Genomic DNA, 18,149 nt, shown 5'->3' on the forward strand with positions numbered 1-18,149 from the left:
CGCCTACCTTTCGGAGACCTCCATGTCCTCACTGCTCCTCGAGACCTCCAGGTTCCTGGCCGCCGGCGTGCCCCAGCCGGAACGGCAGGCACCCGGCGACCTGACGGAGAAGGTCAACACGGTGCTCGGCATAGCCGCCTGGGCCGGCACCGCCGCCGGCGTGGCCGGGGTGCTGATCACCGGCGCGATGATGGCCATCTCCGTGAAGCGGGGCGAGAGTTCCGAGCACATGAGCCGCCTCGGCATGGTGCTCGGCGGCTGCGTCCTGGTGGCCACCGCGGGCCCGCTGGTCCAGTTCGTGTTCGCCTGACCCCGCGGCGGCCGAGATGTTCACACGCAGCAGACGGCGGGCCGAACCCTCCGGCCCCTACTGGCGCCAGCGCGGCTGGCAGCTGTCGGCGGGCTTCGTCGCCGTCGTGTTCGTCCTGGGCGGCACCATCGCGCTGACGTCCGGCGAGGACCGGCCGCGGGAGCCGGCCCCCGGCGGCCCGCTGGCGGGGCCGGACGTGACCGGGGACAGCCGGCCGCAGGGGTGCCGTACCGACGACGGCGACGACGCGGTGCCCACCACCCCGCCGCAGGGCGTCGAGTGGCGCACGATCGGCGCGGTGCGTGTGCCGGTGTCCTCGGCCGCCGGCCCCACCCGGACCGACGGGGGCATACGGTGGTGCTTCGCGCACACGCCCGTCGGCGCCGTGCTGGCCGCCCACGTCATCCCGTCCCAGCTCAGCGAGCCCGGCTGGCGCAAGGTCCTCGACCAGCAGGTCGTGGCCGGGCCGGGACGCGACCGCTTCGAGTTCCAGCGCGGCCTGGTCCGGGACTCCTCCGCCGGCCGGTCCGACGCCGTCGCCACGTACGCCGGTTTCTCCGTCGCCTCGTACGAGGGCTCGGACGCGACCGTCGACCTGCTCATGCGGACCGGTTCCGGTTACGCGACGACCAGCATCGACCTGCGCTGGAGCGGCGGCGACTGGAAGGTCCGGCCCTCCGACGGGGGTGATCCGCACACACCGGTGTCGGTGGTGCAGAACCCCCGCGGCTACGTCCTGTGGGGGCGCTGACATGGCGTGCACCACGGGAAATCCCGCCACCGACCTGTTCAAGGGGTTCTTCGAGTTCCTCGGCGATCCGGTGGGCACCATCATCGACCTGATCGCGAAGTCGATCCTGGCCGGTGCGGTCACCGTCTTCGGCGACCTGGTCAGCAGCGTTCCGGGGCTGACCGGGACGACGACCGCCAAGGAGGTCAACAACCAGTCGCAGTGGATCGTGGTCTACCTGGCGGTCGGGTCGCTGCTGTTCGCGTCCGCCCGCATGGCCGTCGAGCGGCGCGGCGACGCCGGGGTGACCGCGCTGAAGGGCATCGCCCGGGTGATCCTGGTCTCCGGCGCCGCCACCACGGTCTTCGCGGCCGCCGCCCGGGTGTCGGAGGGCTACTCCGACCACCTGTTCGCCGCCGGAGCGGAGCGGCTGCTGACGGACGTCGGCTGCGACAGCGACACCAGCCTCGGCAAGTCGTTCCTGCTGCTGATCATCGCGTTCCTGCTGCTGATCTCCGCGATCATCCACACGATCCTGCTCTACATCCGGCTCGGCGTGCTGATCGTGCTGCTGGGCACCCTGCCGCTGGCCGCCGCGGCCTCGATGACGGACTGGGGCAACGGCTGGTGGCGCAAGCACATCGGCTGGATGATCGCCTGGCTGTTGTACAAACCGGCGGCGGCGCTCGTGATGTACGCGGGCACGGCCATGATCAACTCCAATGAGGCGGGCAGCGAGTCCACCGAACGCATCGCCGGCATCGGCGTCATGCTGCTGTCCGCCGTCGCCCTGCCGGCGCTGCTGAAGCTGGTCATGCCGGCCACCGCCGCCCTCGGCGGTTCCGCCGCCATGTCCGGCGCGATGTCCCAGGCGGGCGGGGCGCTGGCGTCCGGCGCCCGCTCGATCGCCGGCCGGAGCGCCGGCGGGGGCGGCGGGCAGGTCGGCCGGGCGGGACCGTCCGGCGCGGCCGGCACGTCCGGAGGCAGCGGTGCCGGCGGCTCGGCGGGCAAGTCCGGCCCGTCCGGATCCTCCGGCGGCAACGGCTCGGCGGGCGGTGCCGGCGCTCCGGGCGCGAGCGCGGCGGGCGCGGGCGGCTCGGCAGCGGGCGGGGCCGGAGCGGCGAGCGGGGCCACGCGGGCCGCCGCGGCCGCGGGCGGACCGGCCGGGATGGCCGTGGCCGCGGCGATCACCGCGGCCCAGACCGCCGGCCGGGTCGCGTCCGGAGCCGTGGACGACGCCGACGGCGAGCGGGGGCACAACACCTGACCGCGGCCGTCGCCGGGCTCCCCCGGCCCCGGGGGCCCGGTGACCCGCCCCCGGGGAACCGGGTGATCCCTCCCCGGGGAAACCCCGGCGACCACTCCCCCGGGAACCCCGCCCCCGCCATCCCCACCCACGCTTCACGAAGGGAAACCGGACCCTCATGTCCACGGAAGCCGCCACCCGTCCGACCTACGGCAACTGGCGCCGGCCCCGGCGGCCGGGGCTCGGACCGCTCGGCCTCGTCGGCACCTTCGGTGTCTTCGGCGGGCTCGTCCTCACCCTGCTCGCCTCGCTGATCTCGCTGTACGCGGCGCTGGTCGTGTTCGTCCCCCTCGTCGTGTTCCTGCTGCCGCTGGCCGTCCGCACCCAGGACGGGCGCAACGTCTACCAGCTGATCGCGCTGCGCATCGGCTGGCGGCGCCGCAAGGCCAGGGGCGCCCACCTGTACGTGTCGGGCCCGCTGTCGCCCCGCCCCGGCGGCCGGTTCCGCCCGCCCGGGCTGCTCAACAAGGTCACCGCGAGCGAGGGCCGGGACGCCTACGACCGTCCCTTCGGCGTGCTGCACCACCCGGGCCGCAACCTGTACACCGTGGTGCTGGGCTGCGAACCGGACGGCGGCGCCCTGATCGACCCCGACCAGGTCGACGTGTGGGTCGCGCTGTGGGGCGAGTGGCTGTCCCGGCTGGCGCACGAGCCCGGGCTGCGGGGCGCGTCGGTGATCGTGGAGACCGCCCCCGACCCGGGGACCCGGCTCGCCCACGAGGTGCTGCCCCGCATCCACGCCGACGCCCCGCCCGCCGCCCGCGCGGTGATGGAGGAGGTCGTCGAGCGCTATCCGACCGCCTCCTCCGAGATGCACACCTACGTCACGCTCACCTACGGCGTCCCCCCGGGCAAGCGCCGCCCGGCGGAGGACGTGATCTCCGACCTGGCCATCCGCATCCCGGGCCTGCTCAGCGGACTGGTCTCGGCGGGCGGCGGGGCGGCGTACCCGCTGTCGGCGGAGCGGATCGCCGAGGTGGTCCGCGTCGCCTACGACCCCGCGGTCGCCGCCGACGTCCTCGATGCCCGCGCCCAGCACGGCGGGACGGGCCTGGAGTGGGAGGACGCCGGTCCGGCCGCCGCCGTCGAGACCGTCAACAGCTACCAGCACGACTCGGGCGTCTCCCGCACCTGGCTGATGACGCTGGCGCCCCGCGGCACGGTACGGTCCTCCGTCCTGCGGTCGATGCTGGAGGCGGACACCGCCACCCGCCGCAAGCGGGTCGCGCTGATCTACCGGCCCATCGACCCGGCCACGTCGGCCCGGATCGTGGAGGCCGACCGCCGCGCCGCCCAGTTCATGGCCACCTCCGGCCGGGGCACGGTGCAGGCCCGCGCGGCCTCCGAGGTGCGGGCGGCGGAGCAGACCGCGGCCGAGGAGGCGTCGGGCGCCGGGCTGGTGGAGTTCTCCCTGATGCTGACGGTCACCGTCGACGACACCGACCAGCTCGCCGACGCCGACGTCACCGTCCGCAACCTGACCGCCGCCTCCCGGGTGCTGATGCGGCCCGCCGACCGGATGCAGGCGGCGGCCTTCACCTGCACCCTGCCCGCCGGGATCCTCCCGTGGGAGCAGACCCTGGTTCCGCACGAGCTGCAGGAGGCGCTGTGAGCCGGCGCGAGGAGAAGAGGGCCGAGCGCGAGGACCGGCTCGCCGAGCAGCGCTCGCGCGCGGCGCTCGCCGCCCGGCGGTCCGGCGAGGACGGCGGCGACGCCCGCCCCGGCGGGGGTCCCGGCGCGCACGGCGGGACCCGGGGACGGCCCGGGGCGCACGGCGGCGCCGGTGAGCCCGGCGGTGCCCCCGCCCCGCGCCCGTCCGCGCCCTCCCGGTCCCGGAGGGGTGCGGACAGCACCGCCTCCCGCCCCAGGGAGCTCTACGTCCCGCCGCGCGGCTGGCACGGCGCCGGCGGCGGACGCGTCGGCTACCTGGACCCGCCCACCATGTGGCGGGCGACCACCGTGCAGGCCTGCGGGATGTGGCCGTTCGCGGCCGGTTCCGGGTCGCCGATGACGGGCGTACCGCTGGGACAGCACCTGTTCACCGGCGCCACGGTCTGCGGCGACCCGCTGAACTGGTTCACCCGGGCCCGCTACATCTCCAACCCGTCCCTGTTCATGCTCGGCATGCCCGGTCTGGGCAAGTCCACCCTGGTCAACCGGATGCTGATCGGGCTCGCCGCGACCGGCGTGGTCCCGCTGGTGCTCGGTGACCTCAAGCCGGACTACGCCGACACCGTGCGCGCGCTGGGCGGGCAGGTGATCTCCATCGGCCGCGGCCGGGGCGGCATCAACGTCCTCGACCCGGGCGCCATGGGCGAGGCGGCGGTGCGGATCGGCGGCGAGGCCGGCGAGGTGCTGAAGGCGGAGACGCACGGCCGGGTACTGAACATGGTGGCCGCGCTCATCACCATCGTCCGGGGACGCCCGATGGACGACCACGAGCAGTCCGTGCTCTCCGCCGTCCTGCACCACCTGCGCGAGCGGGGCACGCCCGGCCGCGCCCCGCTCCTGCCCGACCTGCTGCGGGTGCTGACCGAGGGCCCCGACCGGGTGCGCGCGGTCACCCTGGACCGCGGCAACGAGACCCGCTACCGCGACGCCGTCGACCCGCTGCACCGCTCCCTGCTCGGCATCCTCGACGGGCCGCTCGGCGACACCTTCACCTCCGAGACGTCCACCCGCATCGACCCGAACGCGCCCGCGGTGTGCATCGACATCTCCGGCATCGGCGAGGCCGACACCCAGCTGACCGCCGCCGCGATGCTCGCCGCCTGGTCCGACGGACTGGGCACGGTGGCCGCCTCGCACGCCCTCGCGGACGCGGGACTCGCCCCGCGGCGCTGGTTCTTCACCGTGCTGGACGAGCTGTGGCGGCCGCTGCGCGCCGCCTCCGGCATCGTCGACCGCATCGACGCGCTCACTCGCCTCAACCGGTCCCTCGGCCTGGGCGACGCGAAGATCACCCACACCCTGAAGGACGCCGAGGCGCTCGGCACCGACGCCGACCGGGCCAAGGCGCGCGGCTTCGTCGAACGGGCCGGGATGGTGGTGTGCGCGGGACTGCCCAGGACCGAGATGGAGGAACTCGGCAAGGTGGTGGGCCTGTCCCAGCGGGAGATCGAACTCGTCTCGTCCTGGTCGTCGCCGCCCGGCTGGGGCATGACCGGCGAGCACGAGGAGCCGCCCGGCCGGGGCCGCTTCCTCATCAAGGTCGGCGGGCGGCCCGGCATCCCCATCAAGGTCGCCATCACCGACGCCGAGCGCCGGCTGCACAACACCAACACCCGGTGGACCACCGACGAGGAGGCCGTCGAGCAGGCGGCGGCGCGGGCCGCCCGTGACGTCGCGCGGGCCGCCGGGCAGGCGGGCCCCGGGGGGTGGTCCGCGTGAGCGGCGCCCGCTCCGGCGAACTGCACGAGCAGCTGCCCTGGGCCGTGGTCGCGCTGGCCGCGGGCGGCCTGGGCCTGTTCGCCGTCGCCTGGACCGGCGGCACCCTCGGCGCCGGCGTCTCCGGGAACGGCTGGCAGGCACCGCCGTTCGCGCTGTCCACCGCGGCCACACTGGTCGGCGACGGCCCCGGCACCCTGTGGCCCGGCGCCCCGGCCGGTGCCGTCTACGGCGGCATGCTCGCGCTGCTGACGCTCCTCCTGGTGCCCGTCGCCGTCGTCGTACGCCTCCTCGTGCGCCGCTCCTCGCGGCCCGAAGGGCTGGCCGGCCGGCGTGAGCTCGCCGCGATGTGCCCCAAGGGCATCACCGCCCGCGCCCGCGAACTGCGCCCCAGCCTGGAGGGCCGCGAGCAGCTGCACCCCGACGAGACAGGCAACCTGCTCGGCGACCTCGCTCCGAACGGCCCCGAGCTGCGCAGCAGTTACGAGGACGTCGAACTCGACCTGATGGCACCCCGGGCCGGCAAGTCCACCGGTATCGCCGTCCCCCGCGTGCTGCGCGCCCAGGGCGCGGTGCTCCTCACCTCCAACAAGTCCGACGTGTACGCCGTCACCCGCGCCGCACGCGAGAAGGCCGGCCGGGTCTGGACGTTCGACCCGCAGGGCATCGCCCACACCCCGCGCGCCATGTGGTGGAACCTGCTGGGCGAATGCCACACCATCGAGGGAGCCCGCCGCCTGGCCGGCCACTTCGTCGCCTCCGTCAACGACGACAGCGCCAAGAAGGACTTCTGGATCTCCGCCGCCCAGAACACCCTCACCGCGCTGTTCCTCGCCGCCGCCCGCGGCGGCGCCGGGGTCCGCGACCTGCTCGGCTGGCTCGCCGACCCCGCCGACCGCACCCCGGTCGACCTGCTGCGGGAGGCGAACCTCATCGCCATGGCGGAGCAGCTCCAGGGCACCGTGCGCGGCGCGGTGGAGACCCGGGACGGCATCTACGAGACGGCGCGGCAGACCGTCTCCTGCCTGCTGGACCCCGAGATCCTCGCCTGGGTCACCCCCGACCCCGCGCTGCCCGAGTTCCGCCCCGACCGGCACGTCCTCGGCAAGGACACGCTCTACCTGCTCTCCAAGGACGGCGGCGGTTCGGCGGCGGGCGTCATCGCGGGCATCGCGGACGCGACGATGCGGGCGGGCGTGGTCGCCGCCGAGCGCATGGGCGGGCGGCTCGACCCGCCGCTGACCGCGGTCCTCGACGAGGCCGCCAACGTGTGCCGCATCGCCGACCTGCCGGACCTCTACTCCCACTTCGGCTCGCGCGGCATCAACGTCGTCACCCTGCTGCAGAGCTACCGGCAGGGCGCCCGGGTGTGGGGCGAGGTGGGCATGGACGCCCTGTGGAGCGCGGCGACCGTCAAGCTCCTCGGGGCCGGCCTGGACGACGCGGACTTCGTCCAGAAGATCTCCACGCTGGTCGGCCAGCACGACGTGCGCACCCCGACCGTCAACCGCGGCAAGGAGGGCACCTCACGCTCGTACTCCTACCGGCAGGAGGCCGTGCTGCCCCCGGACCGGATCCGGGCCCTGCCCAAGGGCACCGCCCTGCTCCTGGCCACCGGGGTGCGCCCCGCCCTGATCCGGCTGCGCCCCTGGTACAAGGAGCCCGGTGCCGGTGCCATCTCGGCGGCGGCCAAGGCGGAGACGGCGGCGATCACGGAGCGGGCCGCGGCCCGGCTGCCGGCCGCGCCGGCCGTGGCCCTGGAGAAGTGGAACCGTCCCGCCCGGGAAGCCGGGCCAGTGTGAGCGTCCGCAGCAGCAGTTCGGCCGGACCGTACCGGGCCCGCTCCGCCCAGAGCGCGCCGAGCGCGAGCTGCGCTCCGTACAGCGGGACGCAGCCCGCGAGGACGGCCGCCGTGCCCGGCCGCCCGTACAGCGCGAACCCGTAGCCGGTGAACACGCAGGCCAGGACCAGTGACTGGGCGAGGTAGTGGCTGAGCGCCATGCGCCCGGCGGACGCGAGCACCCGCGCCGCCGGGCCGCGCGGGTCGAGCAGCAGGAGCAGCCCGCACGCGTACGCCGCGGTCAGCGCCGGCGCGGTCAGCACCGCCACCGCCCGGCCGACCCCGAACCACCGCCCGTCCAGCGGCCCGTTCGCACAGCAGGCGGCGACCGCACCGCCGGCCAGGCCGACCGGCAGCAGACGGACGACGACCCCGCGCAGCCACGCCCTGTCTCTCCCGCGCCGCTCCACCAGACCGGACCGGGCCGCCGCCAGGCCCGCCAGGAAGGCGGCCAGCATGTCGGGCGCGTACAACAGGTTCGCGGCGAGCGCCGCCGGCAGGTCGCGCAGGTGGGCGGCGACGACCGAGGCGGCACCGCCCCGGTACGCGGCGGTGTCCGGGGTGTCCGGGACGGGGGCGGCCGCGACGGTGAAAGCCGCGGTCAGCAGCCCGTGGGCGAGCAGGACGGCCGCCACCGCCGCCAGCAGGACGGCCGCCAGCCGCAGCGCGGCCCGGGGACGGAGCCCGCGCAGCCCGTACAGCACCAGCCCCAGCACCGCGTACGTCGTCAGGATGTCGCCCGGGAAGAGCAGGACGGCGTGCAGGAGACCGAGCGCGAACAGTCCGGCCGTCCGCCGCAGATGGCGTGGCGCGAACGCGGCGCCGGCCCGCCGGGCGGACCGCGACTGGAGCACGAAGGAGCAGCCGAAGAGGAAGGAGAACAGCAGGTAGAACTTGGTGGTGACCAGTGCGGTGACCAGCCACGCGGCCACCCGGTCGGCCGTCGGGGCCCCGGGGCCGCCCCCGTGCACCACGTCGGGGCCCGCCATCAGCAGCGCGTTGACCAGCAGGATGCCGGACAGGGCGAACCCGCGCAGGACGTCCAGCTCGACGAGCCGCCGCGGCCCCTCGCCCGGTGGGCTCACGGCAGCACCGCGAGGCCGGTGCCGCAGGCCAGCGCCGAGGTCAGGAACCAGCCGAACGAGGGCGCCAGCAGGGCGCGCACCGACCACAGCCGGGCCCGGTCGGGCCGGTCCCTGGCGTGCACCACCGGCACCGTCGCGCCGGCCCCGGGCAGCCCGTGGAACGGCCCGTACCGGCCCGGGTCGAGGACGAAGGCCCGGCCGAGGCGGTCGGTGTACGCCACGAGCGCGCCGGGCCGCCGGTCGAAGGCCGCGCGGGGGATCACCACCCCCGGCACCCGTTCACCGCGCGCCCACAGGCGGACCGCCGCCGTCAGTGCCCGCAGCGCGGCCGCCAGAGCGCCGAGACCGAAGCCCGTGCACAGCGCCGGCAGCAGCAGTTGCGCGTCCATACCGCCCGTTCCGCCCTTCCCCGTCCCGTGTCCCCGGCACCCGCACAACGGGCCGCGGACCGCCGCGGTTCAGGGCCCCGCGTTGAACCGGCGCACCCGGCTTCCCCGTTGTACCGGTGCCCTGGTCCTCACCCGCGAAAGGAGCCGCGGCCCGGATGAGACCCCTGCCGAGCCCGCCCCGACTCCGGACGGCGGCGGCCGTCACGCTGGCCTGCGCGCTGACGCTCACGGCCCAGTCCCCCGCCCGTGCCGACCCGGCACCGGCGCCGCGGACCCTCGCCGAGGTACGCGCCGAGCTGCAGCGCCTGTACCGCGAGGCCGCCGTCGCCACGGACAAGTACAACGCCGCCGAGGAGAAGGTGACGCACCAGCAGAAACGTGTCCGCGCCCTCAACGGCCGGGTGGAGACGACCGAGGCGCGGCTCGCCGGGCTGACCGAACGCGCCGGGGCGGCCGCCCGCGCCCAGTACCGCGGGGGCGGCGACCTGCCCGCCGAGGTGCAGTTCGTCTTCTCCGGCCGGCCCGAACGCGCCCTGGACGGTGCCGCCCGGACCCGGCAGGCGCACCGCTCCACCCAGAACCTGCTCACCGCCCTGACCCGCACCCGCGAGGAGCTGGGCGGGCAGCGCGACAAGGCGGTCACCTCGCTGGAGGACCTGCGGAAGAACCGACGGGCCATGGACACCCAGCGCGAGAGGATCGAGAAGCGCATCTCCGCCGCCGAGCGGCTGGAGTCCCGGCTGGCGGAGGAGCAGCGGCGGGAACTGGCGGAGCTGGAGCGCGAGGAGACCGCCGACGCGCAGGCGCGGTGGGTGGACACCGGCATCCTCGACCAGGCCGGCACCGAGGCGACGGGCGCCGGCCGCAAGGCCCTCGCCTACGCCACCCGGCAGATCGGCAAGCCCTACGTCTGGGGCGCCGAGGGACCCGACTCCTTCGACTGCTCCGGCCTCACCTCCCAGGCCTGGCTGGCCGCGGGCACCGTCGTCCCGCGCACCTCCCAGGAGCAGTGGCGCCGGCTGGAGCGCGTCCCCGTGGCGGACATGCGCCCCGGCGACCTGATCATCTACTTCCCGGACGCCAGTCACGTCGGCATCTACGCGGGCGACGGCGACATGGTCCACGCCCCCCGCCCCGGCCGCTCGGTGACGGTGGCACCGGCGGGGTCGATGGAGATCCTGGGCGTGGTGCGGCCCGACGCGTGACGGGGGGGGACCGAGTCCCGGCGGCGGGGGCCGCCCGGCCCTCAGCGCAGGGGGGCCGCCCGGCTCTCAGCGCAGGGGGGCCGGCGGCGGAGGCGGGGGCGGGCCGAACGGGTCGAGTGCCTCGACGGTGGGCGCCTCCTTCGACCGGTGCCCTCCGGGCTTGCACCCGGAGAAGGGCCCCGAGGGGTCCCGGAGCGAGCCCAGCACCGGAAGCAGGTAGTCGCGGTGCCAGTTGGCGGGCCCGCACGCCCCGGCGTCCGGCCCGGTCAGCTCCTGCCAGGCCAGCCACAGCCCGTGCAACTGGGCGACCGCCTCCCCGTGTTCCCACCAGCGGCCGCACCAGGGGGCCGTGGACGTGACCTCCCTCCCGTAGACCGGCAGCAGCACGTGATGGGTCCACAGGGTCAGCCGGCGCAGCGTCTCGGCGTACTCGGCTCCCTCCATGTAGAGGATGAACAGGGGGGCGGGGGCCGCGGTCGCCTCGTGCGACGCGTCGTCCCGCTCCCCGGCGGACGCGGTGCCGGCGGTCATGCCCGCTCCCTCGGTCGGCTGTGCATGGATGGTCCTCCGGTCGGTGAGGCCGTACGCGGGGCGGGCCGGCGGCGAGCACCGGCGCACCCCGCGGACGCTTGCGCGGGGTGGGCGTCAGCCCTTCCTGCCCCGTCTCGCCGGCTTGTTCGGGTCCGCCTTGTGGATACGGCTGGACGTACCGGTCGTGGTGGCGGACGAGTCCTGTCCCCGGCCGCGCCCTCCGCCCCGGGAGGGCTCCGGCTCGTGGGTGGGTGTCTGGGTCGTCGGGTTCTGCGGGGTCGGGTTCTGGGGGGTCGCAGGCGGGGACTGCTGGTCGGTGGCCTGGGCGTTGGCCGCGTCCCACATCCGGTTGACGGACAGCGTGCTGGGGAACTCCTGAGCCGGCAACTGCGGGGCCACCGAGGACACGGGCGTGGCCTGCTGCGACTGCTGCGACGCCCGGTACCGGTACAGGGCGTAGTCGCCGGCGATGCCCAGCGACTGGACCGCGGCACCCACGGCACGCCCCTCGGCCGTGGGCGCCAGCCCGTAGGCGGCGGCGCCGGCGACCCGGGCCGCGCCGAGGACACCCGACAGCACGTCGGGCGGGTCGCTCGGATGGGGCCGGAAGGCCCTGGAGCCCTGGATGAGGACGGTCCGCAGTCCCTCGGCACCGCTGAGCACGACGCCCCAGTTGTACGCCGACCGGGCGCCCTGCGCCGAGTCGTTCAGCCCGGTCCCGATGCTCTGCAGCGCGACGGAGGCCGGCGCCAGTCCGTCGACGGCCGCGGAGACGATCTGGCCGCGGTTCTCCGCCACCCACCCGGCCGCGTCACCGGCGTAGGTCATCAACTGGGAGCCGGCGATGCGGTGGTAGGCCCGGCTCACGGGGCTGTACCACTGCTCCGAGGCGAAGTCGGGGGGAGGCGGGGAGGGTGAGCGGGAAGGGCCCCGCTCGACGTCCTGCGGAGGGGTTGACATGACGAACTCTCCGTCCACTGGGTGAGGCTGTCGGCCTCACAACGGGGTCGGCGCCCGCCCCGGTTCAGCGGGCCCGCCGGGCGGGACACCCCCGGCGGGCCCGGCACGGTCACGTACGCCGGTTCCGCGCCGGTGCGGCAGCGGGCTTCACCGCGGCGGGCGAGGGCCGGGAGCCGGCGTGCCGCGCGTCCGGGGACGGGGTGGCGGACGTCGCCGGGAGACGCGCGGCCCGAAGCCCCTCCGGGCCCAGCAGGGAGGGCGCGGCGGACTCCGCGCGCGGGTGCGCGGGGCTCACCGGCCGGGCAGCGGGAGGCACCGGGCTGGACAGGGGGCTCACCGGCCCGGCCGGGGAGATCGCCGGGCTCGACGGCGGACTCACCACATCGGCCGAACCACTCAGGGGACTCGGTGGAGGGCTCAGCGGACTCGGTGGAGGGCTCAGCGGACTCGGCGGCGGGCTCAGCGGGCTCGGCGGCGGCTCGGCCACCGAGGCTCGGCGTGACGCCTCCTCCAGCGAGGTGAAGGCCTGACCGTCGTACACCGCCTCGCGCCCGCCCGGATCGCGGAGGACGGCGCCGGCCGGCACCGGGTCCGGTGCCGCCTCCCGTGCGGCGGGCGCCGGACGGGAGAAGCGTTCCCTGAGGGCCGCGAACTGCTCGGCGTCGGCGGCCCTGATCCGGCTCCCGGCCCGGTCCATGGCCTCCGCGACGTCCCACAGCGCGTCGCCGTCCGGCAGCGGCGGGCCGGGGTCGGGGGAGCCGAGCGAGGGCGCCTCCCCCCGCGCCGGGCCGGGAACGGCGGGGGCGGGACCCTCCCGCAGCGCCTCCCTCTCGTACGCGTTGTTGGCCCAGTGCGCCGCCCACGGCATGCCCGCGGGGTCCGCGTCGTACGCCTTCCGCCACTTCTTGTCGGTCCTGAGCAGATGGAGGACCGCGTCCTCGAAGACCTCCCGCCGGTCGGGAGGCAGCCGTTCGATCCGCTCGACGATGCCTTCCAGGGCACGGTCGCGGCCCTCCCGCGCGGAAGGCGGCGGGCCGGCAGGCGGCCCGGGCACCGGTCCGGGCACCGGCCCGGACATCGGCCCCGGCACCGCTCCCGGCACCGGTCCGGGCAGGCCCGGTACCGGCCGGGTGTCCTGCGCCGCGCCGTCGGGGAAACCGGTGTCCGCTGCGTACGACGGCGGCACGTCCCGCGAGCGGCCGGTGAGATCCCGCCACATCTCCCGCAGCGCCCGCCAGGCGCGGGCCGCGAGGTCCGGTCCCTCCGCGCGCCGCCGTCGCTCGTTCCTCCGGCGGTACTCGGTGCTGATCAGCTCCCGCGCCAGCCCGGCCTCCGGGCTCTCCTTGGTCAGCCGGTTCGGTCCGCGGGGAGCGGGGGTGACGTCTGCCATGGTCGCCCTTCCTCTCGGCACACCACACGACGGACCGGCACCCCCGCACGGTTCAACGGCCGGACGTCCGGCCCGGCGCCGCGGTGAACCGTCCGGCGCGCCCATCCGTCGTGCCTGCGCGGACCACCGCCGCCGGCGCCCCGTTCGCCGGACCCGTGCGAGAAGAGGGAGAGCCACATCTCATGCGCAGACGCACATCACTCCTGCTGGCCCTGTTACTGGTGATCGCCGGTGTGACGGGCACCGTCGTCGCGGTCCAGGCACAGCGGTCCGCCGGCACGGACATCGACGGCGGGACCGTCGCCGGCACCGCCGACCGCACCGTCACCTTCGTGAACCGCACCGACAGCCGGATCTGGGTCGGCAGCACCGTCAACGCCGACGGATCGGCCGCACTGACCGGACTGCCGGTGGTGGAGCCGGGCGGGTCCGCCACCATCACCGTCCCCGAGCACCAGGGCGCCGGGCACTGGCGCGGCAAGTTCTTCGCCCGCCAGGGCTGCGCCGGCGAGGAGGGCAGCACCTTCCACTGCGCCGTCGGCGACTGCGGGCCGTACGCCGGCCACTGCGCCACCGGTGAACAGCCCGTCAGCCTCGCGGAGTTCAACTTCGACCCCGCCGACGCCCTCGCCCCCTGGTACAACGTCAGCTACGTCAACGCCGTGTCGGCGGCCGTCACCATCACCCCGGACGGCGTCGAGGCGCCCGCGGACGGCGAGTGCGCGGCCGTCGGCTGCGCCGTGGACCTGCTGTCCGCCTGCCCGGCCGACAACCTGGTCAAGGACCCGGCGACGGGCCGGGCACTGGTCTGCGTCAACCCGAACCGGGACGCCACGACGCCCTACAGCGACGCGATGAGCCGGCAGTGCCCCACCGCGTACGCCTGGTCCAAGCACGACACCGAGCCGGGCAACCAGGTCGTGCGCCAGTGCGCCCGGTGCAGCGGCCTGACGGTCACCTTCCACGGCGGCGGCGCCCCCGCGCCCGCCCCCACCACCCGGCCGGCGGGCCAGGGGGACCAGGCCGCCACCGCCCCGGTCCGCCGGGGCGTCGCCCTCAACCCCGTCGACGGCGCGGACCGGGCGCTCGCCGACTCCGGAGCGACCTGGTACTACAACTGGGCCTCCTCGAAGGGCACGTTCGCCGGCCCGGAGAGCGCCGAGTACGTCCCGATGATCTGGGGCCCGGGCTCGGTCACCGACGCCGAACTGGGCCGGGCCGCCGAGGAGGGCACGCACCTGCTCGGCTTCAACGAGCCCGACCTGCCGGGCCAGGCCGACATGACGGTCGAGCAGGCCCTCGACCTGTGGCCCCGGCTGGAGGCCACCGGCCTGCGCCTGGGCGCCCCGGCGGTCGCGTTCGGCGGCGACGTGGAGGGCGGCTGGCTCGACCGCTTCATGCGGGGCGCGGCCGAGCGGGGCCTGCGGGTCGACTTCATCCCCCTGCACTGGTACGGCGGCGACTTCGGACCCGACGCCCCGGAGCAGCTGCGCCGCTACCTCCAGGCCGTCCACGACCGCTACGGCAAGCCGGTCTGGCTGACCGAGTACGCGCTGACCGACTTCTCGGGGCCCACTCCCCGCCACCCGGACGAGCGGCAGCAGACCGACTTCGTCCGGTCCTCGACGGCGATGCTGAACGGCCTGGACTTCGTGGAGCGGTACGCCTGGTTCGCGCTGTCCACCGCGACCAGCCCGACCGGCCTGTACGACGGGACCACGGCGAACGCGTCCGGGCGGGCGTACCGGGAAGCCGGATGACGGCACGTTGAACCGTCCGCGCGGCCCGCCCGTTGTACCGGGGACAGCTCGCCGACCCCGCCCGGGGCCGGGACGAGGCCCCTTCCGGCGATCGGGGAGATCCATGTCAGGCGGTCCGCGCGGACGCGGTCCCGTCGCCGGCCGCGCGCGGCGCGCGGCCCGGCGGGCGGGCGAGCCGCTCGCGGGCCTTCTCCGCGTCCGGATGACCGAGTTCCACGAAGATCTCCAGGGCCCGCCGCCAGCTGGTGCGGGCCTCCTCCTCCCGGCCGGCGTCGAGCTGCACGTCGCCGAGGTTGCTCAGGGAGTGGCCCTCGCCCCACCGGTTGGCGATGGCCCGGTGGGTCTCCAGCGCCCGGTGGTAGTGCGCGACCGCGTCGTCGTGGCGGCGCAGCCGGTGGTGCACGGTGCCGAGGATGTCGAGGGCGACGCCTTCGACCCAGCGGTTGTCGCTCGCGCGCAGCACGGTCAGCGCCTGCTCCAGGCAGGAGATCGCCTCCTGGAACCGGCCGAGCCGCTGGTAGGCGTCGCCCAGGTTGGTCAGGGCGATGCCCTCACCCCAGGTGCTGCCGAGGACCCGGTCGATGGCCAGGGCCCGGCGGCTGTACTCGACGGACTCGCGCAGCCGTCCGGCCTGGAGGTAGGCGTCGCCGAGGTTGCCCACCGCTCGCGACCTGCCCATCAGGTCCCCGAGCCGGCGGTAGAGGGCCAGCGCCTGGTGCTGGTGGGCGATGGCCTCCTCCACCCGGCCCGTGAAGCGCAGCGCGGCAGCGGTGTCCGCCAGGCCCTGGGCCTCCCCGACGCGGTCGCCGGCGGCACGGGCGGCGGACAGGCCGGCACCGGCGGTGTCAAGCCAGTCGTGCAGATGGCTGCGCAGGTAGAAGAAGCCCCACAGGACGGCCGGCAGGCGCCAGGCGAGGTCCGGCCGGCCGCACGCGACGGCCTGGTGCACGGCGCTGACCAGATTGGCGCGTTCGCTCTCGCACCAGTCGAGGGCCTGCTCGTGCTCGGTGAACTCCAGCGGCCGGCACGACGGGGGCGGGGCGGGCAGGGGGACGCGGGCGCGCTTCGGGGTGATCAGCGGGTAGGTCGCGTCGGCGGAGTGCAGGTACCAGGAGAGCAGCCGCTCCACGGCCCGCTCGCGCTCCTCGGCCGGGTCCTCCGCGCGGACCCGCTCGCCGGCGTAGACCCGCAGCAGGTCGTGCAGGGTGTAGCGGCCGGGCAGGCGCTCGATGACCAGGTGGGCGCGGGTGAGCTCGGAGAGCAGGGTGCGGGTCTCCTGCGCCGGGAGCCCGGCGAGGGCGGCCACGGCGGGCGCGGACACGTCGGGGCCGGAGTGCAGGCCGAGCAGGCGGAACAGGCGGGCGGCCGGGGCGGACAGCGCCTTGTACGACCAGGAGAAGACGGCCCGTACGTCGGTGGTGATGTCGTCGCCCCCGGTGAAGGCGTCGAGGCTGCCGTGGCTCTCGCGCACCTCCTCGGCGATGGTGGCGAGCGGGAACCCGGGGTGGCCGACGGCGTGGGCGGCGACGATGGCGAGCGCCAGCGGCAGCCGGGCGCACCGGGTGATGATCTCGGCTGCCGCCTCCGGTTCCGCGGCCAGCCGGTCGGCGCCGAGGCGCCGGGCCAGCAGGTCGTGCGCCTCGGAGGTGGTCAGCTGGTCCAGCGTCAGCGGGAACGCCCCCTCGCCGACGACCAGACCGGTGAGCCGGCTGCGGCTGGTGACGATGACCAGCGACCCGGGCGACCCCGGCAGCAGCGGGCGCACCTGGTCGGCGTCGCGGGCGTTGTCGAGGAGGATCAGCACGCGCCGCTCGGCCAGCAGGCTGCGGTACAGCGCCGCCTGGGCCGCGAGGCCGGAGGGGATGTTCGAGGGGGGAACGCCGAGGGCGTCGAGGAAGACACGGATCGCCTCCTCCGGCGTCACGACGGTGCCGGTCGGGTCGAAACCGCGCAGGTTGAGGCAGAGCTGTCCGTCGGGGAACCGGCCGGCGATCTCGTGGGCCCAGTGGACGGCCAGAGTGGTCTTGCCGATGCCGCCCATGCCGCCGATCGCGCCGATGATCACCGTGCTGGGCATCCGCCCGTCCTCGGGGAGGAGGGCGCGGACACGGTCGAGCTCGCTGTGTCTGCCCACGAACGTCGGCAGGTCGGCGGGCAGTTGCGCCGGGCGCGTGGCCGGCGCGGGCGGCCGGGCGGGCGGCGGCTGGGCCTGCTGCCGGGGCGGCAGGAGTGCCAGGGACTCGTCGGCCGCGAGGATGCGGTCGTGCAGCTCCCGCAGCGCGGCACCGGGCTCGATGCCCAGCTGGTCCACCAGGGTCCGCCGGGCCGTACGGAAGACCGCCAGGGCGTCGGCCTGCCGTCCCGAGCGGTACAGGGCCAGCATGAGCAGCCGGCTGAGCTGTTCCTTCATCGGGTACGCGCGGGTCAGCGACATGAGTTCGGCGATGACCTCGGTGTGCCGGCCGAGGTCGAGGTCGTTGTCGATCCGGCACTCCAGCAGGGCCAGCCGTTCCTCGTCCAGGCGGGCGCGTTCCGCCTCGGCCAGCGGGCCGGGGATGCCGGCCAGCGCCGTCCCGTCCCATCCGTCGAGCGCGGCGTGCAGCAGGCCGGCGGCGGCGGACGGATCGCCCTCGGCGCGTAACGCCCGGGCGTCGGCCGCTCGTTGACGGACGACCGTCAGGTCCAGGGCGTCCTCCGGGGCGCGCAGGAGGTATCCGTCCCCCACCGAGACCACCACCCGCGGTCCTCCGGCCCTGTTGCTGTCGGGCTCCAGCACCTTGCGCAGCCGCGACACATAGGTCCGCAGGACGGACACGGCCGCCGCGGGGGGCCGTTCGCCCCAGACACCGTCGATGAGCTCACCCAGGGTCGCGGGACGCCCCCCGCGTAACAGGAGGGCGGCCAGCACCGCCCGCTGCTGCGGCGAGCCGAGTTCCAGCTCCTGTTCCCCGCGCCAGGCCCGCAGGGGCCCCAGCACGGCGAAACGCAGCGGAATATCAGTTGCGTTCACTTCTCGAACTCTAGTACCCGACGCCTCCGGCACCGGCAGCTTGGCGGAACGTGCCCTTCCGTACGGTACGCACCGTCCTGTCGGTCTGCTCCGCTCTTCTTCCGCCGGTTTCCGGCCCGTTCCGCCGCTCGGACGGCGCGGGACTGAACCCGGCGGGCCCCGGCGGCCGTTGCGGTACGCGGGGACCGCGCGGCGCAGGGGTGGGCGGCCCCGCGTTGCCGGAACCGTTCGCCGACGAAGGGACAC

Annotated in this window: 14 protein-coding genes; 8 read left to right on the forward strand and 6 right to left on the reverse strand. The window is 75.7% G+C overall.

Annotated features, from left to right (window positions below; genetic code table 11):
• Positions 1-22: 22 nt before the first annotated feature.
• The 6 genes from IE172_RS05895 to IE172_RS05920 all read left to right on the forward strand — a co-directional run bounded on the left by IE172_RS05895 (position 23) and on the right by IE172_RS05920 (position 7,535).
• A complete protein-coding gene (locus tag IE172_RS05895; protein WP_189557038.1) occupies positions 23-310 on the forward strand; it encodes a hypothetical protein in 288 nt (95 codons plus the stop codon).
• A gap of 16 nt (positions 311-326) precedes the next feature.
• On the forward strand, positions 327-1,061 hold the full coding sequence (locus IE172_RS05900) for a DUF8175 domain-containg protein (protein WP_190096039.1): 735 nt from the start codon (positions 327-329) through the stop codon (positions 1,059-1,061).
• Position 1,062: 1 nt separating this feature from the next.
• The gene (locus tag IE172_RS05905) at positions 1,063-2,307 is read left to right on the forward strand and encodes a hypothetical protein (RefSeq protein WP_190096040.1); all 1,245 of its coding nucleotides are present in this window, start codon (positions 1,063-1,065) and stop codon (positions 2,305-2,307) included.
• 157 nt (positions 2,308-2,464) lie between these two features.
• Entirely contained in the window at positions 2,465-3,958 is a 1,494-nt protein-coding gene (locus IE172_RS05910; protein WP_190096041.1) for an SCO6880 family protein, read from the forward strand.
• Positions 3,955-5,736, forward strand: coding sequence for a putative type IV secretion/conjugal transfer ATPase (locus tag IE172_RS05915; RefSeq protein WP_190096042.1), 1,782 nt, complete (start codon positions 3,955-3,957; stop codon positions 5,734-5,736). The genes IE172_RS05910 and IE172_RS05915 overlap by 4 nt, the downstream gene beginning before the upstream one ends.
• The gene (locus IE172_RS05920) at positions 5,733-7,535 is read left to right on the forward strand and encodes a type IV secretory system conjugative DNA transfer family protein (protein ID WP_190096043.1); all 1,803 of its coding nucleotides are present in this window, start codon (positions 5,733-5,735) and stop codon (positions 7,533-7,535) included. The genes IE172_RS05915 and IE172_RS05920 overlap by 4 nt, the downstream gene beginning before the upstream one ends.
• On the opposite strand, the gene IE172_RS05925 is transcribed toward IE172_RS05920, so the two are convergent.
• Complete coding sequence (locus IE172_RS05925; RefSeq protein WP_229885814.1) at positions 7,444-8,658, reverse strand: DUF418 domain-containing protein; 1,215 nt, start codon at positions 8,656-8,658, stop codon at positions 7,444-7,446. The two genes, IE172_RS05920 and IE172_RS05925, sit on opposite strands and share 92 nt — an antisense overlap.
• Entirely contained in the window at positions 8,655-9,047 is a 393-nt protein-coding gene (locus IE172_RS05930) for a hypothetical protein (RefSeq protein ID WP_190096044.1), read from the reverse strand. Before IE172_RS05930 ends, IE172_RS05925 begins: the two co-directional genes overlap by 4 nt.
• Positions 9,048-9,202: 155 nt before the next feature.
• On the opposite strand from IE172_RS05930, the gene IE172_RS05935 reads away from it, so the two are divergent.
• Entirely contained in the window at positions 9,203-10,252 is a 1,050-nt protein-coding gene (locus IE172_RS05935; RefSeq protein ID WP_190096045.1) for a C40 family peptidase, read from the forward strand.
• Positions 10,253-10,318: 66 nt separating this feature from the next.
• Here IE172_RS05935 and IE172_RS05940 read toward each other — a convergent pair whose 3' ends face one another.
• The 3 genes from IE172_RS05940 to IE172_RS05950 all read right to left on the reverse strand — a co-directional run bounded on the left by IE172_RS05940 (position 10,319) and on the right by IE172_RS05950 (position 13,133).
• On the reverse strand, positions 10,319-10,783 hold the full coding sequence (locus tag IE172_RS05940) for a DUF4913 domain-containing protein (RefSeq protein WP_190096046.1): 465 nt from the start codon (positions 10,781-10,783) through the stop codon (positions 10,319-10,321).
• Positions 10,784-10,897: 114 nt separating this feature from the next.
• Entirely contained in the window at positions 10,898-11,743 is an 846-nt protein-coding gene (locus IE172_RS05945; protein ID WP_190096047.1) for a hypothetical protein, read from the reverse strand.
• A 109-nt stretch (positions 11,744-11,852) separates the two neighbouring features.
• Entirely contained in the window at positions 11,853-13,133 is a 1,281-nt protein-coding gene (locus IE172_RS05950; RefSeq protein ID WP_190096048.1) for a hypothetical protein, read from the reverse strand.
• A 182-nt stretch (positions 13,134-13,315) separates the two neighbouring features.
• Between IE172_RS05950 and IE172_RS05955 the strand changes: the two genes are divergently transcribed.
• Positions 13,316-14,893 carry a glycosyl hydrolase gene (locus tag IE172_RS05955; RefSeq protein WP_190096049.1) on the forward strand — a complete coding sequence of 526 codons (1,578 nt, stop codon included), beginning with the start codon at positions 13,316-13,318 and terminating at the stop codon, positions 14,891-14,893.
• Positions 14,894-14,999: 106 nt separating this feature from the next.
• On the opposite strand, the gene IE172_RS05960 is transcribed toward IE172_RS05955, so the two are convergent.
• A complete protein-coding gene (locus IE172_RS05960; RefSeq protein ID WP_229885816.1) occupies positions 15,000-17,903 on the reverse strand; it encodes an AfsR/SARP family transcriptional regulator in 2,904 nt (967 codons plus the stop codon).
• Positions 17,904-18,149 lie beyond the last annotated feature (246 nt).

The organism is Streptomyces griseoflavus, assembly GCF_014649995.1.
In the GTDB taxonomy this organism is placed as follows: domain Bacteria; phylum Actinomycetota; class Actinomycetes; order Streptomycetales; family Streptomycetaceae; genus Streptomyces; species Streptomyces griseoflavus.